This window comes from Vibrio sp. 2092 (assembly GCF_033339635.1).
In the GTDB taxonomy this organism is placed as follows: Bacteria; Pseudomonadota; Gammaproteobacteria; order Enterobacterales; family Vibrionaceae; genus Vibrio; species Vibrio alginolyticus.
This window is the reverse complement of the sequence record NZ_JAWOUY010000026.1, coordinates 1-22,983: the sequence shown is the minus strand read 5'-3', so window position 1 is coordinate 22,983 and position 22,983 is coordinate 1. Positions and strand designations below refer to the sequence as shown.

The 22,983-nt window shown below is 46.4% G+C and carries 17 protein-coding genes; 13 read left to right on the top strand and 4 right to left on the bottom strand.

Annotated features, from left to right (window positions below; translation table 11 throughout):
• Positions 1-8: 8 nt before the first annotated feature.
• From R7P80_RS27045 to R7P80_RS27030, 4 genes are all read left to right on the top strand, one after another.
• Positions 9-1,736, top strand: coding sequence for a sodium:solute symporter family protein (locus R7P80_RS27045; protein WP_005382372.1), 1,728 nt, complete (start codon positions 9-11; stop codon positions 1,734-1,736).
• 108 nt (positions 1,737-1,844) lie between these two features.
• The gene (locus R7P80_RS27040; RefSeq protein ID WP_005382371.1) at positions 1,845-2,327 is read left to right on the top strand and encodes a hypothetical protein; all 483 of its coding nucleotides are present in this window, start codon (positions 1,845-1,847) and stop codon (positions 2,325-2,327) included.
• 199 nt (positions 2,328-2,526) lie between these two features.
• Positions 2,527-2,904, top strand: coding sequence for a hypothetical protein (locus tag R7P80_RS27035; protein WP_005382370.1), 378 nt, complete (start codon positions 2,527-2,529; stop codon positions 2,902-2,904).
• Between the two features lie 17 nt (positions 2,905-2,921).
• Positions 2,922-4,307, top strand: a complete 1,386-nt coding sequence (locus tag R7P80_RS27030; protein WP_005386369.1) for a class II fumarate hydratase — start codon at positions 2,922-2,924, stop codon at positions 4,305-4,307.
• Positions 4,308-4,397: 90 nt separating this feature from the next.
• Here R7P80_RS27030 and R7P80_RS27025 read toward each other — a convergent pair whose 3' ends face one another.
• Together R7P80_RS27025 and R7P80_RS27020 are read right to left on the bottom strand one after the other, a co-directional pair.
• A complete protein-coding gene (locus R7P80_RS27025; RefSeq protein ID WP_025768816.1) occupies positions 4,398-7,829 on the bottom strand; it encodes a PAS-domain containing protein in 3,432 nt (1,143 codons plus the stop codon).
• A gap of 135 nt (positions 7,830-7,964) precedes the next feature.
• Positions 7,965-9,152 carry a 3-phenylpropionate MFS transporter gene (locus tag R7P80_RS27020; RefSeq protein WP_005382367.1) on the bottom strand — a complete coding sequence of 396 codons (1,188 nt, stop codon included), beginning with the start codon at positions 9,150-9,152 and terminating at the stop codon, positions 7,965-7,967.
• Between the two features lie 233 nt (positions 9,153-9,385).
• On the opposite strand from R7P80_RS27020, the gene R7P80_RS27015 reads away from it, so the two are divergent.
• From R7P80_RS27015 to fis, 9 genes are all read left to right on the top strand, one after another.
• Positions 9,386-11,212 (top strand): DUF294 nucleotidyltransferase-like domain-containing protein, encoded by a 1,827-nt coding sequence (locus tag R7P80_RS27015; protein WP_017821769.1) that lies wholly within the window; start codon positions 9,386-9,388, stop codon positions 11,210-11,212.
• 33 nt (positions 11,213-11,245) lie between these two features.
• Positions 11,246-11,875 (top strand): 3'-5' exonuclease, encoded by a 630-nt coding sequence (locus R7P80_RS27010; RefSeq protein WP_225492142.1) that lies wholly within the window; start codon positions 11,246-11,248, stop codon positions 11,873-11,875.
• A 237-nt stretch (positions 11,876-12,112) separates the two neighbouring features.
• Positions 12,113-14,065, top strand: coding sequence for an acetate--CoA ligase (gene acs, locus R7P80_RS27005; RefSeq protein ID WP_005386359.1), 1,953 nt, complete (start codon positions 12,113-12,115; stop codon positions 14,063-14,065).
• A 303-nt stretch (positions 14,066-14,368) separates the two neighbouring features.
• Positions 14,369-14,818 carry a type II 3-dehydroquinate dehydratase gene (gene aroQ, locus R7P80_RS27000; RefSeq protein WP_005382360.1) on the top strand — a complete coding sequence of 150 codons (450 nt, stop codon included), beginning with the start codon at positions 14,369-14,371 and terminating at the stop codon, positions 14,816-14,818.
• 61 nt (positions 14,819-14,879) lie between these two features.
• Positions 14,880-15,341 (top strand): acetyl-CoA carboxylase biotin carboxyl carrier protein, encoded by a 462-nt coding sequence (gene accB / locus R7P80_RS26995; RefSeq protein ID WP_025768820.1) that lies wholly within the window; start codon positions 14,880-14,882, stop codon positions 15,339-15,341.
• 14 nt (positions 15,342-15,355) lie between these two features.
• Entirely contained in the window at positions 15,356-16,699 is a 1,344-nt protein-coding gene (gene accC / locus R7P80_RS26990) for an acetyl-CoA carboxylase biotin carboxylase subunit (protein ID WP_005382509.1), read from the top strand.
• 165 nt (positions 16,700-16,864) lie between these two features.
• Complete coding sequence (prmA, locus tag R7P80_RS26985; RefSeq protein ID WP_065274944.1) at positions 16,865-17,752, top strand: 50S ribosomal protein L11 methyltransferase; 888 nt, start codon at positions 16,865-16,867, stop codon at positions 17,750-17,752.
• Positions 17,753-17,891: 139 nt separating this feature from the next.
• Positions 17,892-18,860 (top strand): tRNA dihydrouridine synthase DusB, encoded by a 969-nt coding sequence (dusB, locus tag R7P80_RS26980; RefSeq protein ID WP_005382505.1) that lies wholly within the window; start codon positions 17,892-17,894, stop codon positions 18,858-18,860.
• A 23-nt stretch (positions 18,861-18,883) separates the two neighbouring features.
• Positions 18,884-19,180, top strand: coding sequence for a DNA-binding transcriptional regulator Fis (gene fis, locus R7P80_RS26975; protein ID WP_000462885.1), 297 nt, complete (start codon positions 18,884-18,886; stop codon positions 19,178-19,180).
• Positions 19,181-19,254: 74 nt separating this feature from the next.
• Here the strand turns inward: fis and R7P80_RS26970 are convergent, their stop codons facing one another.
• Together R7P80_RS26970 and R7P80_RS26965 are read right to left on the bottom strand one after the other, a co-directional pair.
• Positions 19,255-20,412 carry an MFS transporter gene (locus tag R7P80_RS26970; protein ID WP_225492140.1) on the bottom strand — a complete coding sequence of 386 codons (1,158 nt, stop codon included), beginning with the start codon at positions 20,410-20,412 and terminating at the stop codon, positions 19,255-19,257.
• Entirely contained in the window at positions 20,409-21,980 is a 1,572-nt protein-coding gene (locus tag R7P80_RS26965; RefSeq protein ID WP_064354390.1) for an ABC-F family ATP-binding cassette domain-containing protein, read from the bottom strand. Before R7P80_RS26965 ends, R7P80_RS26970 begins: the two co-directional genes overlap by 4 nt.
• Positions 21,981-22,983 lie beyond the last annotated feature (1,003 nt).

Sequence of the window (22,983 nt, the reverse complement as noted above, 5' to 3'; positions counted from 1 at the left end):
TCACTCAGATGGATTTGAAAACTATTACCTACCTGGTCGTTGGCGCCACGTTCATCCTGTACATCGGGATTGCTATTTGGGCTCGCGCCGGCTCAACCAAAGAGTTTTATGTTGCTGGTGGCGGTGTAAACCCGATTGCAAACGGTATGGCAACCGCAGCCGATTGGATGTCCGCAGCGTCGTTTATCTCAATGGCAGGCTTAATTGCCTTCATGGGCTATGGCGGCTCAGTATTTCTAATGGGTTGGACTGGTGGCTACGTTCTGCTTGCGCTGTTGCTAGCGCCTTACCTACGCAAATTTGGTAAGTTTACGGTGCCAGAGTTTGTTGGTGAACGCTTTTACTCCAATACCGCACGTATCGTAGCGGTTGTTTGTCTTATCATCGCATCAGTGACTTATGTTATCGGTCAGATGAAAGGCGTGGGCGTTGCGTTTGGTCGCTTCTTAGAAGTGGACTACTCCACTGGCCTATTAATTGGTATGTGTATCGTTTTCATGTACGCGGTTCTTGGCGGCATGAAAGGCATCACTTACACGCAGATTGCTCAATATTGCGTACTCATTCTTGCTTACACTATCCCTGCAATCTTTATCTCTCTGCAACTCACTGGTAACCCAATCCCACAAATTGGTCTGGGGAGTACCATGGCTGGTACCGATGTCTATCTACTCGATCGGCTTGACCAAGTTGTGACCGAACTCGGATTCAGTGAATACACGACCCAAGTACGTGGCGACACACTTAATATGTTTGTCTACACCATGTCACTGATGATTGGTACTGCCGGTCTACCACACGTAATTATCCGTTTCTTTACCGTGCCGAAGGTTCGCGACGCACGTACATCAGCAGGCTGGGCTCTGATCTTCATCGCAATCCTTTACACTACAGCACCAGCGGTATCAGCGATGGCTCGTCTCAACCTAATGAATACGGTAAATCCAGCTCCGGGTCAGCACCTAGCGTATGACGAGCGTCCTGCGTGGTTCAAAAACTGGGAAACAACTGGACTACTCGGTTTTGACGATAAAAATGGCGATGGCAATATCCAATACACTTCAGATGCGTCCACCAACGAACTGCGCGTTGATAACGACATCATGGTATTGGCTAACCCAGAGATCGCTAAACTACCAAACTGGGTGATCGCACTTGTGGCAGCAGGTGGTCTTGCAGCTGCACTATCTACCGCAGCAGGTTTACTACTCGCCATTTCTTCAGCTATTTCCCATGACTTAATCAAAGGGGTTATCAATCCGAACATATCCGAGAAAAAAGAGCTACTTGCTAGTCGAATATCAATGGCAGTAGCGATAGCAGCCGCAGGCTATCTCGGTTTAAATCCGCCTGGATTTGCCGCAGGTACGGTAGCACTCGCCTTTGGTCTTGCCGCTTCATCCATCTTCCCTGCATTGATGATGGGCATCTTCAGCAAGAGCATCAACAAAGAAGGCGCAATCGCCGGTATGATTGCAGGTATCAGTATTACGCTGTTCTACGTATTCCAACACAAAGGCATCCTTTTCGTTGCTGATTGGAAATATCTAGAAAGCTGGGGAACAAACTGGTTCCTGGGTATTGAGCCAAACGCGTTTGGTGCTATTGGCGCACTATTTAACTTCATCGTCGCATTCGCTGTCTCCAAAGTAACAGCAGAAACGCCACAAGAAGTAAAAGACCTAGTCGAACACGTTCGCGTGCCAGTAGGTGCTGGTAGTGCAGTGGATCACTAAAAACTAATCAAAACCACAAAAGCCCCGTTTGGAACCAGCCGTCCGGGGCTTTTTTATTCTCACTTTTCAGTTACCATATTCGCAGTATGTCGTTGCAAGGAAGCCAAGATGTTCAAAAACAAGCACTTTATTCTCGCTCTACTGATTGCGCCAGTTCTCTCTTTGATCGCTTACTTCGGTACCGATATGGCCCTCAGCGAGAAACCCCACGCGGCGCAAGAAGGGGAAACTTACAAACTCGCGAGTAAGTCTAATTGTCGTTACACCAGTGGTCTGTGTGATATGGAAAATGGCGATTTTAAAGTGAAATTTCGCTCTGAAAAACTCACTAAAAATAACTTAGAATTGTCACTCAACGCCGCTTACCCACTTGAAGGGGTTAAAGTTTCTATTGTGAGTGACAAAGAGAAAAACGCTCAACCGATTGATATGAAGCCCGCCGATCAAGCAGGCCAAAGCTGGTACATCACCTTACCAAAGCCTGCATCTGCAGAAAGCTGGTTAAGAGTCGTCATTCAATCAGGCGGCACACTGTATTATGGTGAAACGCAAACCGCATTTGTGAAGTACGAAACCTTATTTACTGAATAACGGCGACAAGCTAATTCACCGGTATTCAAACGACAGTGACTTAGTTTCACTCAGCATAAATGAATTCCTACTCAGCCGACGCCTTTGCGTCGGCTTTTGTTTCCGTAAGTCTTTCTTCAACAACCTCTTACTCTAAAAAGGGTTGCCAACTCACAAGTTAATTGATAATAATTATCATTACATTTAATGAGAGGTGGTTATGGACAACAAACGGGACATCTTTAACGCATTTTTTAAAGCCCAAGATAGATTCCTTCTCGCCGCACCACATGGCTTTGAGCCAGACGTGATTCATGACTATATTCATTGGGGAATGGTGTTGTCTTCCTGTTATGAACACGATGCCGATGAAGAAAATCTATTGTTGTGTGAGCTGTTTTTACGTCAGGTTTATTTCCATTTACTAGACGCAATTCAAGACTCAACTCGCAGTCGTATCTTCCGTCGTGTCTGTCTCGATTCTATCCATACGCCATTATTTTGCCTCAAACGCTATTACTACCAGTTTGAACAAGGCGACGTGAAATTTCTCGCACTACAACAACAATTACGCCTGATTCAAATCTCACTCGATTAACCAAAAGGATCCCTACCATGAGCACCGAATTCCGCATAGAAACTGACAGTATGGGCGAAGTTACTGTCCCTGCAGATGCTCTCTACCAAGCCCAGACTCAACGCGCCGTCGATAACTTCTCATTCAGTCAACATAAAATGCCATCTGGTTTTATCAAAGCGTTAGCACACATCAAGCAGACTGCGGCACTCACCAACGCACAGCTAGGGCTGCTTGAGGGAGATATTGCCAACGCGATTGCTGACGCAGCTCAAGCAATTATCGAAGGCAATCATATTGAGCAATTCCCAATTGACGTGTTCCAAACGGGATCAGGCACTAGCTCAAATATGAATGCGAATGAAGTAATTGCAACACTGGCCTCCCAGCATCTAGGCGGCACTGTCAGCCCTAATGATCACGTCAACATGGGGCAAAGCAGCAACGATGTGGTACCAACGGCCATTCAAGTTAGCGCAGCATTAGCCATCGAAAAACAGCTCTTCCCGGCCCTGTCACACCTAAGCCAAACACTAGAGTCTAAGCAACAAGCATTGAAAGATGTTGTAAAAACCGGTCGCACCCACTTAATGGATGCGATGCCAATTACCTTTGCTCAAGAACTTGGCGGTTGGCAGTTCCAAATCGAGCATGCAAAACAAGCGATTGAACAAACACTTCCTGCTGTAAAAGCCTTAGCCCAAGGTGGTACGGCGGTTGGAACGGGGATCAATGCCGATCCACGCTTTGCAGACTTATTCGCTAGCAACCTAACCCAGTCAACTCGTATTCAGTTCACGGCCAGTGATAACTTCTTTTTCAATTTAAGCAGTCAAGATGCGATCGTCGCTCTGTCGGGACAGCTCAAAACAGCAGCAGTTGCGATCATGAAGATCGCAAACGATCTTCGTTGGATGAATTCAGGCCCATTGGCTGGTTTAGGTGAGATAGAATTACAAGGCTTGCAACCGGGTTCTTCCATCATGCCTGGCAAAGTAAATCCTGTGATCCCAGAAGCCGCAGCGATGGCATCAGCGCAAGTCATTGGTAATGACACCACCATTACCGTCGCAGGCCAAGCGGGCAACTTCCAGCTTAACGTCATGTTGCCAGTTATTGCTCATAACGTATTGGAGAGCATCGAGTTACTCTCTAACAGCGCAACCGCTTTAGCTGACAAAGCCATTGCGACGTTTGAAGTTCGCCAAGATAACTTGGATGTAGCACTCGCCAAAAACCCAATTTTGGTCACGGCTCTCAACCCGGTCATTGGTTACCTAAAAGCGGCAGAAGTCGCGAAAAAAGCCTACAAACAGGGGCGCGCGATTATTGATGTCGCGGAAGAAGAAACTGATTTGGATAGAGCCACACTAGAGCGATTGCTTAATCCAGCCAAACTGACCCAAGGCGGCGTCGCAGAATAAACGGCAAACTCAGCCTATCAACTAAGATTACAAACATCGAGACCTCCATTCGGAGGTCTCTTTTATAGCGATTTTTCAAACACTCCAATCCTAAGCGACTCGATTGAGCACCGAACGCAACTTAAGCGGCTTAACTGGCTTAGCAATAAAGCTGAACCCATTTGCTTTGATGCCATCAAGCATATCATCGGTACGATCTGCACTGATGATGACGCCTTCAAAGCTGTGGCCTAATCTCAGGCGGCATTGCTGTAGCACTTCTAAACCAGTACGACCATCATCAAGTCGGTAATCGGAGAAAATTACATCCGGAATCCAACCATCCTCAAGCGCTTGTAGACTTTCAACTAAATCAATCGCAACTCGTGTATCGCAACCCCATCGGGAAAGTAAGTTTTCCATGCCGACTAGAATGTCAGGCTCATTATCGACACATAGGATTCTCAGATGACCAAGTTCAGATTGCTTATTCATCGCCACGTGAACTGGATGAGGCTGAACATGATCAGCTTTATCTAGGGTGATGGAAAAAACACTGCCTTTTCCAACCCAAGAGCGCATCGAAATTTCATGCCCAAGTACCTGAGCAATTCCTTTCGAAATCGCCAAACCAAGTCCGAGACCTTGGTCGGAACGAACTTGAGTTCCGCGATTAAACTCTTCAAAAATCTCTTGCTGCTTCTCTTCTTCAATCCCCACTCCATTATCCCATACATCAATACGCACTCGCCCTTTCACGCGGCGAACACCGAGTGCGACTTTGCCATTCGGGTTATAACGAAACGCATTGGTCAGGAAGTTTTGCACCACACGGCGCAGCAGTTTGGGATCCGACTTAACCATGAGTGAGGACGGAATCATGGTGAACTCTATACCTTGCTGTTTGGCTAACGCACTAAACTCAGCATTCAAATTCGATAACACATCATTTAACGCAAAGCCATGCACGTTGACTTCCAACTTGCCCGATTCCAAACGCGAGATATCCAGCAAATCTCCAATTAAGTCTTCGGCAGCCTCTAAAGCACTTTCAATGTGTGCTGACAGCTTTTTGGCTTCGCTGTCTTTGGCGACTTCCGATAGTGAAGATGCGAATAGACGCGCCGCGTTGAGCGGTTGCATCAAGTCATGGCTTACTGCCGCCAAGAACCGTGATTTGGACTTCGATTCCAAATCAGAGCGCTGCGTCGCTTCCACCAGCTGCTTGTTGAGTTGTTCTAATTCTCGAGTCCGCAGACGTACCCTTTCTTCCAATGTCTCGTTGGCGTCTTTCAGTGCTTGCTCTGCATCACGGAATACGGTGATGTCGGTAAAGCTCATCACAAAGCCACCACCTGGCATTGGGTTACCTTGCACCTCTATCACGCGACCATCGGGACGAACCCGAGAAGAGGTGTGCCGAGTCCCTTGCTCAAGGTGATAAACACGGCGACGAACGTGGTCATCAGGGTCACCAGGGCCACACAACCCCTGCTCTGCATTGTGCCGAATCACATCCGCAATCGGTCGACCTACTTGAATCAGGCCTGGCGGAAATTCAAAGAGTTCTAAATAGCGTTGGTTCCACGCTACCAAGCGTAGTTGCTTATCGACGACCGCAATACCTTGTCCAATATGCTCAATCGCGCCTTGGAGTAAACCCCGACTAAAATCGTACAGTTCAGAGGCTTCATCGACGATAGTCGCCACCTCTTCAAGCTGCATGTTTCTTCCTTGCAGAGCGGAAGTAAGTACTAACTTAGCAGAAGATGCTCCAAATACCCCTGCTAGCACACGCTCCGTATGCCGAATCAGAGAAGATGGCGCTTGTTGATTCGGCATCAACTCTTCTCGTTGCTGGCTCCAGTAGGCTTGAAACGCCGCTTTAACTCGCGTTCGTCCTACAAATCTGGATGCTAGCATTTCCAGTTCTGCAACCGTAACGCGGCTCTGGTACAGACTCATATTTTCGCTTTCAGGCAACGGTGTACCAACGAATGATGCCGATTGTAAGCGCTCACTTAGGCTTGGTCGGGTAGCCATAGAAACCACAACAAAACACACTGCATTAGCGACCACGCTGAGGATCATCCCCCAATCTGAAATCGCGATATCAAAGCTAGCCAATACCTCTGGTGGCGTAATCAACCAGATCAGGAAGTTATTACTGGCGTCTCCGGCAAGCATGTCTGTTTGGCTCATTAACGTAATCAACCAGGTAGCAAAACCCACCGCGAGGCCAACATACACACCTTTCTTATTCCCTTGACGCCAATACATACCGCCAACCAGCGCAGGAGCGAATTGCGTGATAGCCGCGAACGAGAGAAAGCCGATAGCAGAAAGTGAATGAATAGTGTCCAACGCTTGATAGAAACACCACGCGCCAATCAACAAAACTAATATCAAACCACGGCGGATCCGCAGTAATAATTCAGAAAAATGGTGATGGTTACGCTGCGTCAGTCGCATGCGACGCAATAGCAATGGCATAACCAAGTCATTCGAGACCATGATCGCTAAGGCAATCGTCGATACGATAACCATGCCACTTGCCGCTGAAGTACCGCCTAAAAACGCAAGCAAGGCGATTTCACTCGCCCCTACCGACATCGGCACACTGATGACATAAGTATCAGGCGAAGCGCCACTCAAGAGACCTTGCCCTACCCACGCAATAGGTAAGACAAAAATCCCCATTAAGATCAGATAAATGGGGAACAACCAACGAGCCACATGCAAATCTTGAGCACGTTCATTTTCCACCACCATCGTATGGAATTGTCGCGGAAGGCAAACTATCGCCAGCATGGTCAGTACAGTATGAATCAATATAGTCGGGATATTTGGTGACTGATACGTCTGTGCGGCAACATCAATTAAGCTCAAATTCTCGGAGTTCATCGCCAACCAAACAATGAAGACACCAACCACTAAAAAAGCCAGCAGTTTGATAATGGATTCGAAGGCAATTGCCATCATCATCCCACGATGGTGTTCCGTGTTATCAATGTGGCGGGTACCGAATAGCATCGTAAAAATCGCCAATGCGACCACAACAAACCACGACACGCTATCGTTTTGATAACCAAAATCAGTAGCCAGCTCCGGAGCAATAATTTCAAGCCCCATAGTGATACCACGCAGCTGTAAAGCGATGTACGGCAAAATTCCCGCAACCGCTATGAGCGTAACAACCACGGCCAAACCTTGGGATTTACCGTAGCGTGCTCCGATAAAGTCAGCAATCGACGTGATGTGTTCCCGTTTAGCAATCAAAATAAGCCGAGCTAAAACGCGCCATCCGATGGTAAACACTAAAATGGGGGCAATATAGATGGGCAAGAAAGACCAAGGATTACTGCTGGCCTGCCCGACCGTGCCGTAGAAGGTCCATGATGTACAGTACACCGCAATGGAAAGACTATAAATCCAAGGCCGCCAGCGCGCTAGCCACCTTTTCTGAATGTCGCCGTACCACGCGATGATAAATAAAGCTCCCAAATACGCTAAAGAAACGGGAACCACCAGCCATCCTTGCATCCGATATCCTTTCTTGCCTTTCTTGCTACTTTTAAAGCAAGAGAATAAAAAAACCTCTCCATGAGGGAGAGGTTTCATTTAACACCGCTTTGATAACGGAGACAAAGCTTAGTTTTTAACCTTTGTTACATAAGTCTAATTCTGTGTTTCAAGTGGCTTGTCTGATACATCAACCACCTGATGTGGGTCTTGTGAATCAAGCTTGATGAACAGAGCCAATAACCCCATCGCGGCCATGCCCCAGAACACAAGCGGTCCCCAGTGCTCATAACCCCAACCACTCAATACGGTCATTAACGCGATAAATGCGCCCAACGGAATCGCGTTATACAACGCTTGCAACGCTACGATCTTATTTTCTTCGGAGTTTTGGATATATTGGATCGCGGCAATGTGTGCGGTAGCGAAAGTCACACCATGTAGTAGTTGAACAATCACCAAAGCAATAATTGATGTTGTCGACGCCGTAATACCCCAACGCATCATTACACCAACGGCAGCAGCAATAAACAGCGCGCGTATTGACCAACCTACGAATAAACGCTTACTCAGTGCAAACACTGCCACTTCTGCGGCTACTCCTAAGCTCCACAAGTAGCCAATGACATCTTCCGAGTGACCAGCGGCCTTCCAGTGAATCGCACTAAAGCCGTAGTAAGCCGCATGACTGCCCTGAATTAGTGACACCAACACTAAGAATTTTAGTATCGGCTTGTCGGTCAAAAGAGCGGTCAGCTTTGGACGTTCTGCGCTTTGCCCACCGTGCGTTACAGGCATTGGGTTAGTCGGTCGCATAGCAAACAGCAACGAGATAAACACGCCGAACATCGCAGTATACAAGATCATATCGGAGCCAAATTCAGCCACCAGGTAGCCCACTGCCGTCGAGCCTGCGATAAAGGCGATCGAACCCCATAGCCGCGTGCGGCCATAATCGAGCATTTTCAGGCGAGCGTAGTAATTTGCCATCGCGTCCGACAACGGAATAATCGGTCCACAACAAAGATTGAACAACACTGTCGCTAGTGCCATTAACCAAAAGCTACCACCCGTAAAAAAGTGAAATCCAACAAAAAGGAGGGCAGCGAAACTCAACCAACGTAAAGCAGGCATAAGATGTTCGACTTTGTGTACTCGTGGGGTGATCACGATATTGGCAACACAACGTGTCGCAAGGCCTAACCCGACCAGCAAACCGATATCTGTCGAAGATACGCCCTGATCCTTAAACCAAAGTGACCAAAATGGCAGATACACGCCATACGCAAAGAAGAATCCGAGAAAGTACTGGGAAATCCAGCCATACGGAGAAGGTTTCAACATTACTAATATCCTAAAACGGGAACACCAACGTTCGAGCCGGGAATTATGGATCGCCATGCGTATTATAAAAAGGGAAGAATAAGAAACTTATCGTTTCCTCGATGGAATACTAACTTTGCGACATTTGGCATCTTCAAGCGAAAACATCGTAATTTAGACCAAAGTCGTCTGGCTTCCGGTAAGAAATTTGTCAGACTTAGAGAGTGTTCCTTCCATCATTATTGGGTGTTCTCATGCCTGACAAATTTAACATGCAATCTCCACCGTTCGATCGCTTAACTGAAGCACAACAAACGCGACTGCGATCCTCTCTGGACGTCGCCTACTATCGAGCTCGAGATGTTATTTTATCCTGCGGACAGAAGAACCCCCACTTACATATTCTGATCAAAGGCGCGGTAGAAGAGCGCTCCAACGATCAACAGGAAGTGTTCGCACATTATGCCAACGACGATATGTTCGATGTACGCTCGTTACTTGAAGACAAGGTACGTCATCACTACATCGCGCTTGAGGACACGCTCTCTTACCTACTGCCGAAAGAAATTTTCCTTGCCCTTTACAACGAAAATGGCCAGTTTGCAGCCTATTTCGATAACAATTTATCGAAACGGCAAGAGCTCATCGAAGCGGCCCATCAACAGCAAAACTTAGCGGAGTTTATTCTCACTAAAGTTGACCGCAGCATTTATCACCCACCGATGATCCTTGAACCAAATACACCAATTAACGAGGTAACACGTTCCTTAAAAGAAAATGGGATTGACGCTGCATTGGTTCAACTCCATGGCGATGATCCACGATTGGAAAAATGGCCATCAGCCCACCCGTACGCAATAGTGACTCGTACTAATATGCTGCATTCTGTGATGATAGATGGTTGCGCGCTCGACACACCAGTGGGTGAGATCGCGAGCTTTCCTGTTTATCACGTTGATGATGGAGACTTTCTATTCAACGCCATGATCACAATGACCAGAAATAGAATGAAACGCCTCATGGTATGTGAAGGCAACAGAGCTGTCGGCATGCTGGATATGACCCAAATTCTCAGCGCATTCTCAACCCACTCTCACGTGTTAACGCTCAGTATTGCTCGAGCAAGCAGCGTGGAAGAGCTCGCTTTGGCCTCAAACCGCCAACGTCAATTGGTCGAGAGCTTATTGAAAAACGGCATCCGCACTCGCTTCATCATGGAGCTTATCTCAGCCGTAAACGAACAAATTATCGAGAAAGCGTTCGAGTTAGTGATACCACCAGCCTTGCACGACCATTGTTGCTTGATCGTACTCGGCTCTGAAGGCCGAGGAGAGCAAATTCTCAAAACTGATCAAGACAATGCCCTGATTATTCAAGATGGTCTGGAATGGCCTCATTGCGAACAAGTGATGCAATCCTTCACACACACCCTACAACAGCTCGGTTATCCACTTTGCCTTGGCAAAGTGATGGTTAACAACCCGAAGTGGGTCAAAACACAGCAAGAATGGATAAGCACCCTAAACCACTGGATAGCTAAAGCCGAACCAGAACAAATCATGGACTTAGCCATTTTCAGTGACGCCCATGCTGTTGCTGGGAATTGCGAGCTGCTGGCTCCAATTGCGGCGCATCTTCGTGACACAATGAAAGATCGCATGTTGATATTGTCTGATTTTACTCGCCCTGCCTTGCAGTTTTCTGTGCCCCTAACTCTATTTGGCAACGTAAAAAGTGCTAAAGACGGATTGGACATTAAACGCGGCGGTATTTTCCCAATTGTACACGGCATTCGCACCTTGTCTTTGGAATATGCCATTGAGGAGAAGAACACGTTTGAGCGCATTGAAGCTCTGAGAAATAAGCGCATCTTAGAATCCGAAACGGCAGATAATCTCAACGAAGCACTGAAATTGTTCTTTAAACTTCGCCTCAATCAGCAACTCAAAAAGCAAGAAGCGTTGAATAACATTGATATTAAACAACTGGATAGAACTGAGCGTGATTTGCTTCGCCACAGCTTACATGTGGTGAAGAAATTTAAGCAATTTTTAGGCTTCCATTATCAAATTCGTGATTAACCCTGATTTTCATAAATCACAGAGGCGTAAGCAATGAACTGGTTACAACGCAAATACTGGCATTACAAATTGAAAGGTTCGCCTTATCAGACGCTGTTTTGCACGCCAGATAAAACAGAATACGTCTCTCTTGACTGCGAAACCACCAGCCTTGACCCAAATCGCGCCGAGCTGGTGACTATTGCTGCCACCAAGATCATCGACAACCGCATCATCACCAGTCAACCATTTGAAGTCCGCTTACGCGCGCCGCAATCGCTCGACTCTGGCTCGGTCAAGATCCATCGAATTCGCCACCAAGACTTAGTCGATGGCATCAGTGAAAAAGAGGCGCTGCTCGAGCTGCTCGACTTTATCGGCAACCGACCACTTGTGGGCTATCACATTCGTTACGATAAAAAGATCTTAGACCTTGCTTGTCTGCGGCAACTTGGCTTCCCACTTCCTAACCCACTTATCGAGGTCAGTCAGATTTATCACGATAAGTTGGAACGACATTTGCCGAATGCCTATTTCGACTTAAGTCTGGATGCCATTTGTAAACACCTCGAACTTCCTATCCAAGACAAACACGACGCCTTGCAAGACGCGATTTCTGCCGCTTTGGTCTTTGTCCGCTTAACGAAAGGCGATTTACCCAACCTAACCGCGCCGTATACATAAAAATCAGTTGACCTAGCTCCCAGAAATACTTTTGTTTCAGCGATTTCCCGGCGCTTCCATCACTCTCATCCTAAAGTCTAATTGTGGAAATACGCGCGGTGACTGACAGTTATAAGCACAACGTCGTCATTACCACGACCACGTTATTTAGAACCAAAAAACAGCCCTACAAAAATATATTCAAAATCTTATCTAGATTGGTGTAAGGCCGAGAAATAAGGCACAAGGAGAGAAGCCATGAGCGAAGCCCACGTTTATCCGGTAAAAGAAAATATTAAAACTCATACACACGCGGATAATGATACTTACTTAGCCATGTATCAGCAGTCGGTAACCGATCCAGAGGGCTTCTGGAACGAACACGGCAAAATCGTTGATTGGATCAAACCTTTCACCAAAGTAAAAAGCACTTCTTTCGACACTGGCCATGTTGATATTCGCTGGTTTGAAGATGGCACACTGAACGTCTCGGCTAACTGTATTGACCGTCATCTCGCAGAACACGGGGACGACGTCGCCATCATTTGGGAAGGCGATGATCCAGCCGACGACAAAACACTCACTTTCAACGAACTACACAAAGAAGTGTGTAAATTCTCCAACGCATTGAAAGAGCAAGGCGTACGCAAGGGCGACGTGGTGTGTCTATACATGCCAATGGTGCCAGAAGCCGCAGTGGCGATGCTCGCTTGTACCCGTATTGGTGCGGTTCACACCGTAGTATTTGGCGGTTTCTCACCAGAAGCACTATCCGGCCGTATCATCGACTCTGACGCTAAAGTCGTGATCACCGCTGACGAAGGCGTACGTGGCGGACGCGCTGTTCCACTGAAAAAGAACGTGGATGAAGCACTAACCAACCCAGACGTAAAAACCATCAATAAAGTCGTCGTGCTTAAACGTACAGGTGGTGATGTTGAATGGCATGAACACCGTGATGTTTGGTGGCACGAAGCAACAGCCAACGTTTCTGACGTTTGCCCACCAGAAGAGATGAAAGCCGAAGACCCGCTGTTCATCCTCTACACATCTGGCTCGACAGGTAAACCTAAAGGCGTACTACATACTACAGGCGGTTACCTCGTCTACGCGGCAATGACCTTTAAATATGTCTTCGATTATCAACCAGGTGAAACCTTCTGGTGTACCGCGGATGTGGGCTGGATTACAGGCCATACTTACCTAATTTATGGTCCACTAGCGAACGGGGCCAAAACCATTCTGTTTGAAGGTGTTCCAAACTACCCAAGCACGGCTCGTATGAGTGAAGTGGTTGATAAGCACCAAGTGAACATTCTCTACACTGCGCCAACCGCTATTCGTGCACTAATGGCAAAAGGTAACGAAGCGGTAGCAGGGACATCTCGTTCAAGCTTACGTGTAATGGGTTCAGTAGGTGAGCCTATCAACCCTGAAGCGTGGGAGTGGTACTACAAAACGATTGGTAACGAGAGCTCGCCTATCGTTGATACTTGGTGGCAAACAGAGACCGGCGGTATCTTAATTGCACCACTACCAGGCGCAACAGACTTAAAACCAGGCTCAGCAACTCGACCATTCTTCGGAGTCCAACCTGCACTGGTTGATAACATGGGCAACATCATTGAAGAAACCGCAGCAGAAGGTAACTTGGTGATCCTTGATTCATGGCCAGGTCAGATGCGCACTGTTTATGGCGACCACGAGCGCTTTGAACAGACCTACTTCTCAACCTTCAAGGGAATGTACTTTACTAGTGATGGAGCTCGTCGTGACGAAGACGGTTACTACTGGATCACGGGCCGTGTTGATGACGTACTAAACGTGTCGGGTCACCGCATGGGTACCGCTGAAATAGAATCGGCTCTTGTCGCACATCATAAAATTGCTGAGGCCGCTATTGTGGGCATTCCGCATGATATCAAAGGCCAAGCTATCTACGCTTACATTACCTTGAACGATGGTGAATTCCCGTCAGCAGAGCTACACAAAGAAGTAAAAGATTGGGTGCGTAAAGAGATTGGTCCAATTGCAACACCAGATGTACTGCACTGGACGGATTCCTTACCGAAGACTCGTTCTGGTAAGATCATGCGTCGAATCCTGCGTAAAATTGCAACGGGTGATACCAGCAACCTCGGAGACACATCAACGCTTGCCGATCCGAGCGTTGTAGATAAACTTATCGCAGAGAAAGCAGAATTGGCATAAATTCAACCAACTGTTTTAAAAGCACTTTAAAAACCGCCATCACTCATGGCGGTTTTTTGCTTTAGTGCACAAATTGGCCACACAAAAAATATGGCAATTATGTTGTTTTTGTTAACTTGGTTACAGAAACGAGAGTGGCTATTAGGAGATTAGACCAGTAAATTGCTGCTAATTGCTATGAATTAGCTATAATCTTGGTCGATTTTTTAAAATTTGCTCGGTTTTAACAAAAAAATCGTGCTGAACTATCGTATATTTGGGAATATAAACGTTCCACTCACGATAAGGGAAGATAGCAACACAATGTCTGCAAAGTCACGGATTCTTGTTCTAAACGGACCAAATCTTAATCTATTGGGTCTGCGCGAACCGACACACTATGGTCACAGTACCTTAGCTCAAGTTGTGGATACTCTTACAGAGCAAGCCCATAACGCTGGGGTAGAACTGGAACACCTACAATCAAATCGTGAGTACGAACTGATTGAAGCCATTCACGCTGCCTATGGCAAGATTGACTTCATCATCATCAATCCAGCGGCTTTCACTCATACGAGTGTGGCGCTGCGAGATGCATTACTTGGCGTCGCCATCCCATTTATTGAGGTGCACTTATCAAATGTGCACGCACGTGAACCATTCCGTCATCACTCTTATCTGTCAGATAAAGCAGAGGGTGTGATTTGCGGTTTAGGCGCACAAGGTTATGAATTTGCTCTGTCTGCAGCGATCAATAAGCTACAGGCAAAGTAACCCTAACACTCTGCAACCCTACGAGGGTTGTCTTAATCACAAGATAAAAGAGAAAGAAAAGATGGATATTCGTAAAATCAAGAAGCTAATTGAGTTAGTTGAAGAGTCTGGCATTGCTGAGCTAGAGATCTCTGAAGGTGAAGAGTCAGTGCGCATCAGCCGTCATGGCACTGCAGCCCCTCAAGCACCAATTCACTACGCAGCAGCTCCAGCGGCGGCACCTGCTCCAGTAGCAGCGGCACCAGTAGCGGAAGCGCCAGCAGCAGAAGCTCCAGCAGCAACACCTGTAGGTCACCAAGTTCTTTCTCCAATGGTTGGTACTTTCTACCGCTCTCCAAGCCCAGACTCTAAAGCATTCGTAGAAGTGGGTCAGAAAGTAAATGCTGGCGATACTCTGTGTATTGTTGAAGCAATGAAAATGATGAACCAAATCGAAGCGGACAAATCTGGCGTTGTTACAGCAATCCTAGCTGAAGACGGCCAACCAGTTGAATTCGACCAACCTCTTGTTGTAATCGAATAAGCGGGGCTTGCCTTATGCTAGACAAAGTAGTCATCGCGAACCGAGGTGAAATTGCACTTCGTATTCTTCGCGCTTGTAAAGAATTAGGTATTAAGACCGTCGCTGTTCACTCAACAGCGGACCGCGATCTTAAGCACGTACTACTCGCAGACGAAACCGTATGTATCGGCCCTGCTCGTGGTATCGACAGCTACCTAAACATTCCACGCATCATTTCTGCAGCAGAAGTGACTGGTGCTGTGGCTATCCACCCAGGTTACGGCTTCCTGTCTGAGAACGCAGACTTCGCAGAGCAAGTTGAGCGCAGTGGTTTCATCTTCGTTGGTCCAAAGGCAGACACTATCCGCCTAATGGGCGATAAAGTATCTGCTATCAATGCAATGAAGAAAGCAGGCGTTCCTTGTGTACCGGGTTCTGACGGCCCTCTAGACAATGACGAAGAGAAAAACAAAGCATTTGCTAAGCGCATTGGTTACCCAGTAATCATCAAAGCCTCTGGTGGCGGCGGCGGTCGTGGTATGCGTGTTGTTCGCGCAGAGAAAGACCTTATCCAAGCCATTGCAATGACACGTGCTGAAGCAAAAGCGGCGTTCAACAATGACATGGTTTACATGGAGAAATTCCTAGAAAACCCTCGTCACGTTGAAGTTCAGGTTATTGCTGACGGTCAAGGCGGCGCAATCCACCTTGGTGAGCGTGACTGTTCAATGCAACGCCGTCACCAAAAAGTAGTGGAAGAAGCTCCAGCACCTGGTATCACCGAAGAAATGCGTAAGTACATCGGTGAACGCTGTACTCGTGCATGTATCGAGATCGGTTACCGCGGCGCAGGTACGTTTGAATTCCTATACGAGAACGGTGAGTTCTACTTCATCGAAATGAACACTCGTATTCAGGTAGAGCACCCAGTAACAGAGATGGTTACTGGCATCGACCTAATCAAAGAACAGCTTCGTGTTGCAGCGGGTCAGCCTCTGTCATTCACTCAAGATGATATTAAGATCCGTGGCCATGCGATTGAGTGTCGTATCAACGCAGAAGACCCTGAGCGCTTCCTACCATCTCCGGGTAAGATCGAGCGTTTCCACGCTCCTGGCGGTATGGGTGTACGTTGGGAATCTCATATCTACACAGGCTACACAGTTCCACCTCATTACGATTCAATGATTGGTAAACTGATCACTTACGGTGAGAACCGTGATGTAGCGATTGCACGTATGAAAAACGCACTGGGTGAGATGATCATCGAAGGCATCAAAACTAACGTGCCACTGCAATTCTCCATTATGAATGACGAAAACTTCCAACACGGTGGTGCAAACATCCACTACCTAGAGAAGAAGCTTGGCTTACAATAAGCCTAAGCAAACGTCTTAAAAAATGCCCACTCCCGTGGGCATTTTTGTTTTATATGTACGCGAAGGGCTCAACATATAAATCGGCTTATTTGGGTATATACTCAAACAAATCGTAGAGTTCTGGTAAACTCTGCGCCACTTCATTCACTTTAAGAGCAAAAACCAATGCCTTGGATTCAAATCAAACTCAACGCGACCAATGAAAACGCTGAGCAAATCGGCGATATGCTAATGGAAGAGACTGGCGCGCTGTCTGTTACATTCTTAGACGCGCAGGATACACCTGTATTCGAACCTCTACCTGGCGAAACTCGCTTATGGGGCGATACTGATATTCTGGCACTGTATGATGCAGAAGCAGACACTAACTTCATCATCGACCAAGTTAAAGCGAGCAACATGCTGGCTGACAATTTTGCTTACAAAGTAGAACAGCTTGAAGATAAAGACTGGGAACGCGAATGGATGGAAAACTTCCACCCAATGAAATTTGGTGAACGCTTATGGATTTGTCCAAGCTGGCGCGATATTCCAGATCCTGACGCTGTTAATGTTATGTTGGATCCAGGCCTTGCATTCGGTACGGGTACTCACCCTACAACAGCACTTTGTCTTGAGTGGCTAGAAAGCATGGACTTAAGCGGTAAGACCGTTATCGACTTCGGTTGTGGCTCAGGTATTCTTGCGATCGCAGCGATCAAACTGGGCGCTGAAAAAGTGATAGGGATCGACATTGATCCTCAAGCCCTGCTTGCTTCAAAAGACAATGCTGAGCGTAATGGCGTTGCAGACAAACTAGAAGTTTACTTACCGCAAAATCAACCTGAAGGTCTCGTCGCTGACATCGTTGTGGCCAACATCCTTGCGGGACCTTTACGTGAACTTGCACCTATCATCAAAGGACTAGTTAAGCCAAATGGCGACCTCGCTATGTCCGGCGTATTAGACACTCAAGCTGAAGATGTTGCGAACTATTACCGTGACGAGCTTCACATTGACCCGATTGTTGAGCAAAGTGAATGGTGTCGCATCTCTGGTCGTAAGCAAGGCTAGACAAGGTTTTCAGAGCTAATTGTTTGAAATTCATACAATTTAAAAAAACAATTTGTAAATGCTCAAATATTAGTCTTTTCACGCAGTGAAAAAATGCGTAAAATGCGCGCCCTTGCTGGTACAGAACTGTGATGACGTTTTGAAAATCGGAAACTATCAACTTAAGAACAATCTAATCGTAGCCCCTATGGCTGGTGTAACGGATAGACCGTTTCGCGAGTTGTGTCTTCGCTATGGTGCGGGAATGGCCGTCAGTGAAATGATGTCTGCTAACCCAAAACTATGGGGAACGTCAAAGTCGAAACAGCGCATGGTACACGAGGGCGAATCGGGCATTCGCTCTGTACAGATTGCGGGTTCCGATCCACAGCTTATGGCGGACGCAGCTCAATTCAGTGTTGAGAACGGTGCACAAATCATCGACATCAACATGGGCTGCCCGGCAAAAAAAGTGAATAAGAAGCTAGCGGGCTCTGCTCTGCTTCAATACCCAAACATTATCGAAGAGATTTTGAAAGCGGTCGTGAATGCAGTGGACGTTCCTGTAACGTTAAAGACTCGAACTGGCTGGGATACAGACAACAAGAACTGTGTCCAGATCGCTAAATTAGCCGAAAACTGCGGCATACAAGCCCTTGCTCTGCATGGCAGAACGAAAGCATGTATGTACAAAGGTGAGGCCGAATATGACAGCATTAAAGCGGTAAAAGAGGCGATTTCAATTCCGGTTATCGCGAACGGTGATATCGATAGCCCGGAGAAAGCCAAATTTGTACTGGAGTACACCGGTGCGGACGCTTTAATGATTGGACGCCCTGCCCAGGGTCGTCCTTGGATTTTCCAGGAAATCCATCACTATTTGGAAAACGGCACCACAATGGAGGAACTTCCAACTGAGGAAGTGAAAACCATTATGCTTGGTCATGTAAATGCTCTGCATGAATTTTATGGGGAGTTCTTAGGTCCACGTATCGCGCGCAAGCACGTTGGGTGGTACCTGAAAGAGCATGAACAGGCAAGTGAGTTTCGCCGTACCTTCAACGCTATCGACGCAGCTCCGCTGCAAATTGAGGCGTTAGAAGGTTATTTTGATAACGTTGCATCATAATTAAGAGAAGAGCTAGACCGAATATGTTCGAACAAAATCTGACTTCAGAAGCATTAACAGTAACTACAGTAACGTCACAAGACCAGATTACTCAGAAGCCTTTACGTGACTCTGTTAAAGCGTCTCTTAAAAACTACCTTGCTCAACTAAACGGCCAGGAAGTAACAGAACTATACGAATTAGTTCTAGCTGAAGTTGAACAGCCACTATTAGATACTATCATGCAGTACACTCGCGGTAACCAAACTCGCGCAGCAACTATGATGGGTATCAACCGCGGTACTCTTCGCAAGAAACTTAAGAAATACGGCATGAACTAAGACCGTTTTTCAAAAAGTATTTGGAACAAGCCGTTACCTTTTTAGGTAACGGCTTTTCTTTATCTACTAAAACACTACGAATAACGCTCACTTTGTTCAGTATTACCAACTGGCTTTAAGATAACTACTGCTGAGCCAAACAATAGGAAAGCCACGAAAGCGACCCATTCATTGCCTACAGAATACGCGAAGCCCGCCAAGGCAGACCAAATCGCGACACCAAAGTGCATCATACTCATTCCAAAAGACATTAACACACCTCGATATTCATCAGATAAGCTTGCGATATGTGCTTGTAATGCCGGAGAACCAACCCCTCCAGCAAGAGACCAGAGCACTAGAGCTGGAAGATAAGCGGTAACCGTACTCATCTCATTTGAGAACACCCATGCACTGCAAGGTATGCACACCATTAAAGCCACTCGCATAACGGCTCGAGAGCTACCAAGCCAACGGCAAGCTCTCCCCACGCACATATTTCCAACCACACTCACGATCCCTAGAGCAGCATAAATAGCGCCCACCCAACCGAGCGCCAACTCGCTGGTATCTCGAATATGAAGGCCTATCAGGTTAAATACACCAATACCTCCCCCTAGACCTAAACACATCGCTAAAATCGCCCTCAACGCGCCAGGAACATGAATTACACCTGTTATAGGTGGCAGAGCATCTGACATTTTGGACTCATCATGCTGGTCATTCATGAACACTACGCTCATAGCACTGACAAGAAGAGCCGCAACGCCCAAAATAATAAAAGCGGCACGCCATGATAAAAGCTGGGTCAACAATGCTCCGATCGCAGGGCTAGTTATCATACCTAGCGTTAATCCCGCCTGAACCATCACAATTTGACGCATCGCTCTATTACCCTTCGCGTCTCCCGCTAACGCGAATGCAATTGGCAACATGCCTGCACTTGCAATACCAGTGATCACTCGAGTTGCAATAGCAAGTTCAAAATCATGAACTATGCCCGTCGTAATAGACGCAACCCCAAATACAAAGCAAGCAGGCACCATGATACGAATACGCCCAACTCGGTCTGATAAACGGCCCAAGTAAGGAGCGCAAATTGCTATGGCTAAACTATATGCCGTAATAAATAAGGTAACCTGACTCGGTTGAACACTTAAATCATTTCCGATGGGTTCAAGAATAGATCCAAGCATCAACTCATCAACACCAACAAGAAAAGCAACGAGAAATAGGACCATGGACTGCATCATAGCTCCACCTCCTGTTCTGTTTCCGATTCAGCACAAGTGAGCAACGAAATATCTAAAACTCTATCAGGCCAAGATTGCAAAAATGCCTTCTCATGAGATACCACAATCACGCTACCGGAAAAGCGCTGGAGAGCCTCTTTAAGCGCATTTTTACTGCTGCTATCCAAATGTGTTGTTGGTTCGTCCAACAGCAAAACATTGCATTTCTGAACCGATAAACAACACAGTTTCACCCGAGTTTGCTCACCACCGCTCAATGTATCTAAGTGGCGCTGCGTCTTATCCCCCGAGATCCCAAAGCGAGCTAATAGCTTGCGTGACTCTTTGCTTGAGATTGTTGGCGCACAAGAGCACAGCTCCTGTTCAGGCGTGTTCTGAGGATGGCGCCAAGACAAATCTTGAGAAAAATAACCAATCATTGCACCTTTTGCCAATACCACCTCACCAGAGAGTGGCTCGATCTCCCCCATCAGGGTTTTAAGTAAGGTCGACTTACCCACGCCGTTAAAGCCAGCAACAACCAACTTTTCCCCGCGCGCTAACGTGATATCAAATACTGGAAGCAGAGGCTGCTGATAACCGATCATCAACGCTTTTGCCTCAACCACATTCGGTTGCTCAATGGGCTGGTAAGCAAAGTCAAACGTCGATACTTTCTCTACATTATTCAGTTGAATACGTTCGATTTTATCCAGTTTTTTCTTACGCCCTTTAGCAAGACTCGCGTTAACTCCTGCACCATTTTTGGCAATAAATTGCTCTAGCTTTCGAATTTCACTTTGCTGAGCCTTATATTGCTTTTCTAATAAAGCACCGTCGTGCTGCTTTTGCTGCATTGCTTTGACATAAGTACCGCTGTATTTTCGAACCGTTTGATAATCAATATCACAAATACTGGTCGCTACTTGATTAAGGAAATCAACATCATGAGAAACCAGTAAAACTGTGCCAATGTAATCATTGAGAAACGTGACTAGCCATTCAATGTGCGGAGCATCAAGATAGTTTGTCGGCTCATCAAGAATTAACACATCGGGGTTGCGAAGTAACAACCTGCCTAAAAGGACTTTGTGTCTTTGACCGCCACTTAGCGAGACAAGCGGTGTATCTAAGCCAAATTGATAAATACCAAGACCTACAGCAACTCGTTCAATTTTGGTATTAATTGCATAGAAGTCTTCATCTTCTAAATATGCCTGTAGCCGAGCGACTTGGCTTAAAAGAGATGTAGAGTGAGACTCGGTCATCGCCTGATACAAAGTCCAAAGCTTCTGCTCGGCAGCGTATAAGTTCTCAAAAGCACTCTTTAAGCATTCATAAACCGTCAGCGCATTATCCATCTTAAAATGTTGCTCTAAATACCCCACCTCAAGGTTTGGTAACCAGTCAATGCAGCCCTTATCTGCAGATAATTCACCAATAAGCAGTTTTAATAAGGTGCTTTTTCCAACGCCATTCGCTCCAGTGATACCTATTTTCTCTCCCACGTTAATTCGAAATGTCGCGTTGTTATATAAACTCTTATCAGCGATCTGATAAGACAAATTTTTAACTTGTAAAATACTCATGCTTTTAACCAAATAAAAAGGGCCGGTGATCAATACCGGCCCTTATTTCAATACTGGATAATGCTTTGTAGCTGCTTAACAGATACAAAAAGGCCGATGATGAAATATCACCGGCCATCTCTTCTCTTTTATCAGGTGTACAGACGCCTGCGTATAACTTCAGCGAAGTTACTCACGCATAAAACACCTGATGAAGATTAATTTAAGACTCCGGGCAACACTTCATCGCGTTTTTTGCACGGAGTTCAGCCTTCTTACAAAGCTTTTAAACAAGAGATATAACATGATTTACTGTCGAAAAAATATTCGATGTGAAGCGTACACCTTTAGAATAAAAAGTACCAGATAATTATTAAAACTATCGTGACTTACACGAAGGTCCACAGAAAGAAGACTTTTCCTCAGTCAATGTGCCAGGTGAACTGCTTACTCAGCAAACACAGCTATGAAAGCACCTATACCGCTCACGTTATACGTACGTAGTGGTGGCTTTGAAGGTTGGAGAGGGTTAGAGGGAAGAAGTAGCGAATATACTTTAAGACACTGGCTTAAATAGGTCGACAAAACAAAATCCATGTTTGGAAAGTTTTAAATGCGCTGAGTTTATATTAATAAGCGCCTATGGCTAAATCAAAACATCTAAAGCAGAGAAATCTCCCCCGAAAATAACATAACCTAGTGAATAAATTTTCCAGGTAATAATAAAGGAAGCTTTGGTAAGTAAGCACAAGGGCTGAGAACTAGCGCTCGATACTAGGACCCGGTTCAGTAGAAACCACACAAAACTGAGTTCCACTTCACTCATAACAGGGCTTAGAAAGCATCGCCAGAGGGAAGCCGGCCTCTCGATGCAAGGTTTCAATACGAAAGTGGGTTTAAGGTAAGTCGGGGAACCAAAACGAAAAAAGCCCCAGTCTTTCGACTGGGGCTTAATATAAGTGGCGGAGTGGACGGGACTCGAACCCGCGACCCCCGGCGTGACAGGCCGGTATTCTAACCAACT

Bases quoted from the DNA above. Each gene is read 5' to 3' on its own strand.
- R7P80_RS26965 (WP_064354390.1), bottom strand. From the start codon at position 21,980: ATGAGTATTTTACAAGTTAAAAATTTGTCTTATCAGATCGCTGATAAG.
- R7P80_RS27020 (WP_005382367.1), bottom strand. From the start codon at position 9,152: ATGTTGAAACCTTCTCCGTATGGCTGGATTTCCCAGTACTTTCTCGGA.
- accB (WP_025768820.1), top strand. From the start codon at position 14,880: ATGGATATTCGTAAAATCAAGAAGCTAATTGAGTTAGTTGAAGAGTCT.
- fis (WP_000462885.1), top strand. From the start codon at position 18,884: ATGTTCGAACAAAATCTGACTTCAGAAGCATTAACAGTAACTACAGTA.
- R7P80_RS27045 (WP_005382372.1), top strand. From the start codon at position 9: ATGGATTTGAAAACTATTACCTACCTGGTCGTTGGCGCCACGTTCATC.
- R7P80_RS27025 (WP_025768816.1), bottom strand. From the start codon at position 7,829: ATGCAAGGATGGCTGGTGGTTCCCGTTTCTTTAGCGTATTTGGGAGCT.
- R7P80_RS27030 (WP_005386369.1), top strand. From the start codon at position 2,922: ATGAGCACCGAATTCCGCATAGAAACTGACAGTATGGGCGAAGTTACT.
- accC (WP_005382509.1), top strand. From the start codon at position 15,356: ATGCTAGACAAAGTAGTCATCGCGAACCGAGGTGAAATTGCACTTCGT.
- R7P80_RS27015 (WP_017821769.1), top strand. From the start codon at position 9,386: ATGCCTGACAAATTTAACATGCAATCTCCACCGTTCGATCGCTTAACT.
- prmA (WP_065274944.1), top strand. From the start codon at position 16,865: ATGCCTTGGATTCAAATCAAACTCAACGCGACCAATGAAAACGCTGAG.
- acs (WP_005386359.1), top strand. From the start codon at position 12,113: ATGAGCGAAGCCCACGTTTATCCGGTAAAAGAAAATATTAAAACTCAT.
- R7P80_RS26970 (WP_225492140.1), bottom strand. From the start codon at position 20,412: ATGATGCAGTCCATGGTCCTATTTCTCGTTGCTTTTCTTGTTGGTGTT.
- R7P80_RS27040 (WP_005382371.1), top strand. From the start codon at position 1,845: ATGTTCAAAAACAAGCACTTTATTCTCGCTCTACTGATTGCGCCAGTT.
- R7P80_RS27010 (WP_225492142.1), top strand. From the start codon at position 11,246: ATGAACTGGTTACAACGCAAATACTGGCATTACAAATTGAAAGGTTCG.
- R7P80_RS27035 (WP_005382370.1), top strand. From the start codon at position 2,527: ATGGACAACAAACGGGACATCTTTAACGCATTTTTTAAAGCCCAAGAT.
- aroQ (WP_005382360.1), top strand. From the start codon at position 14,369: ATGTCTGCAAAGTCACGGATTCTTGTTCTAAACGGACCAAATCTTAAT.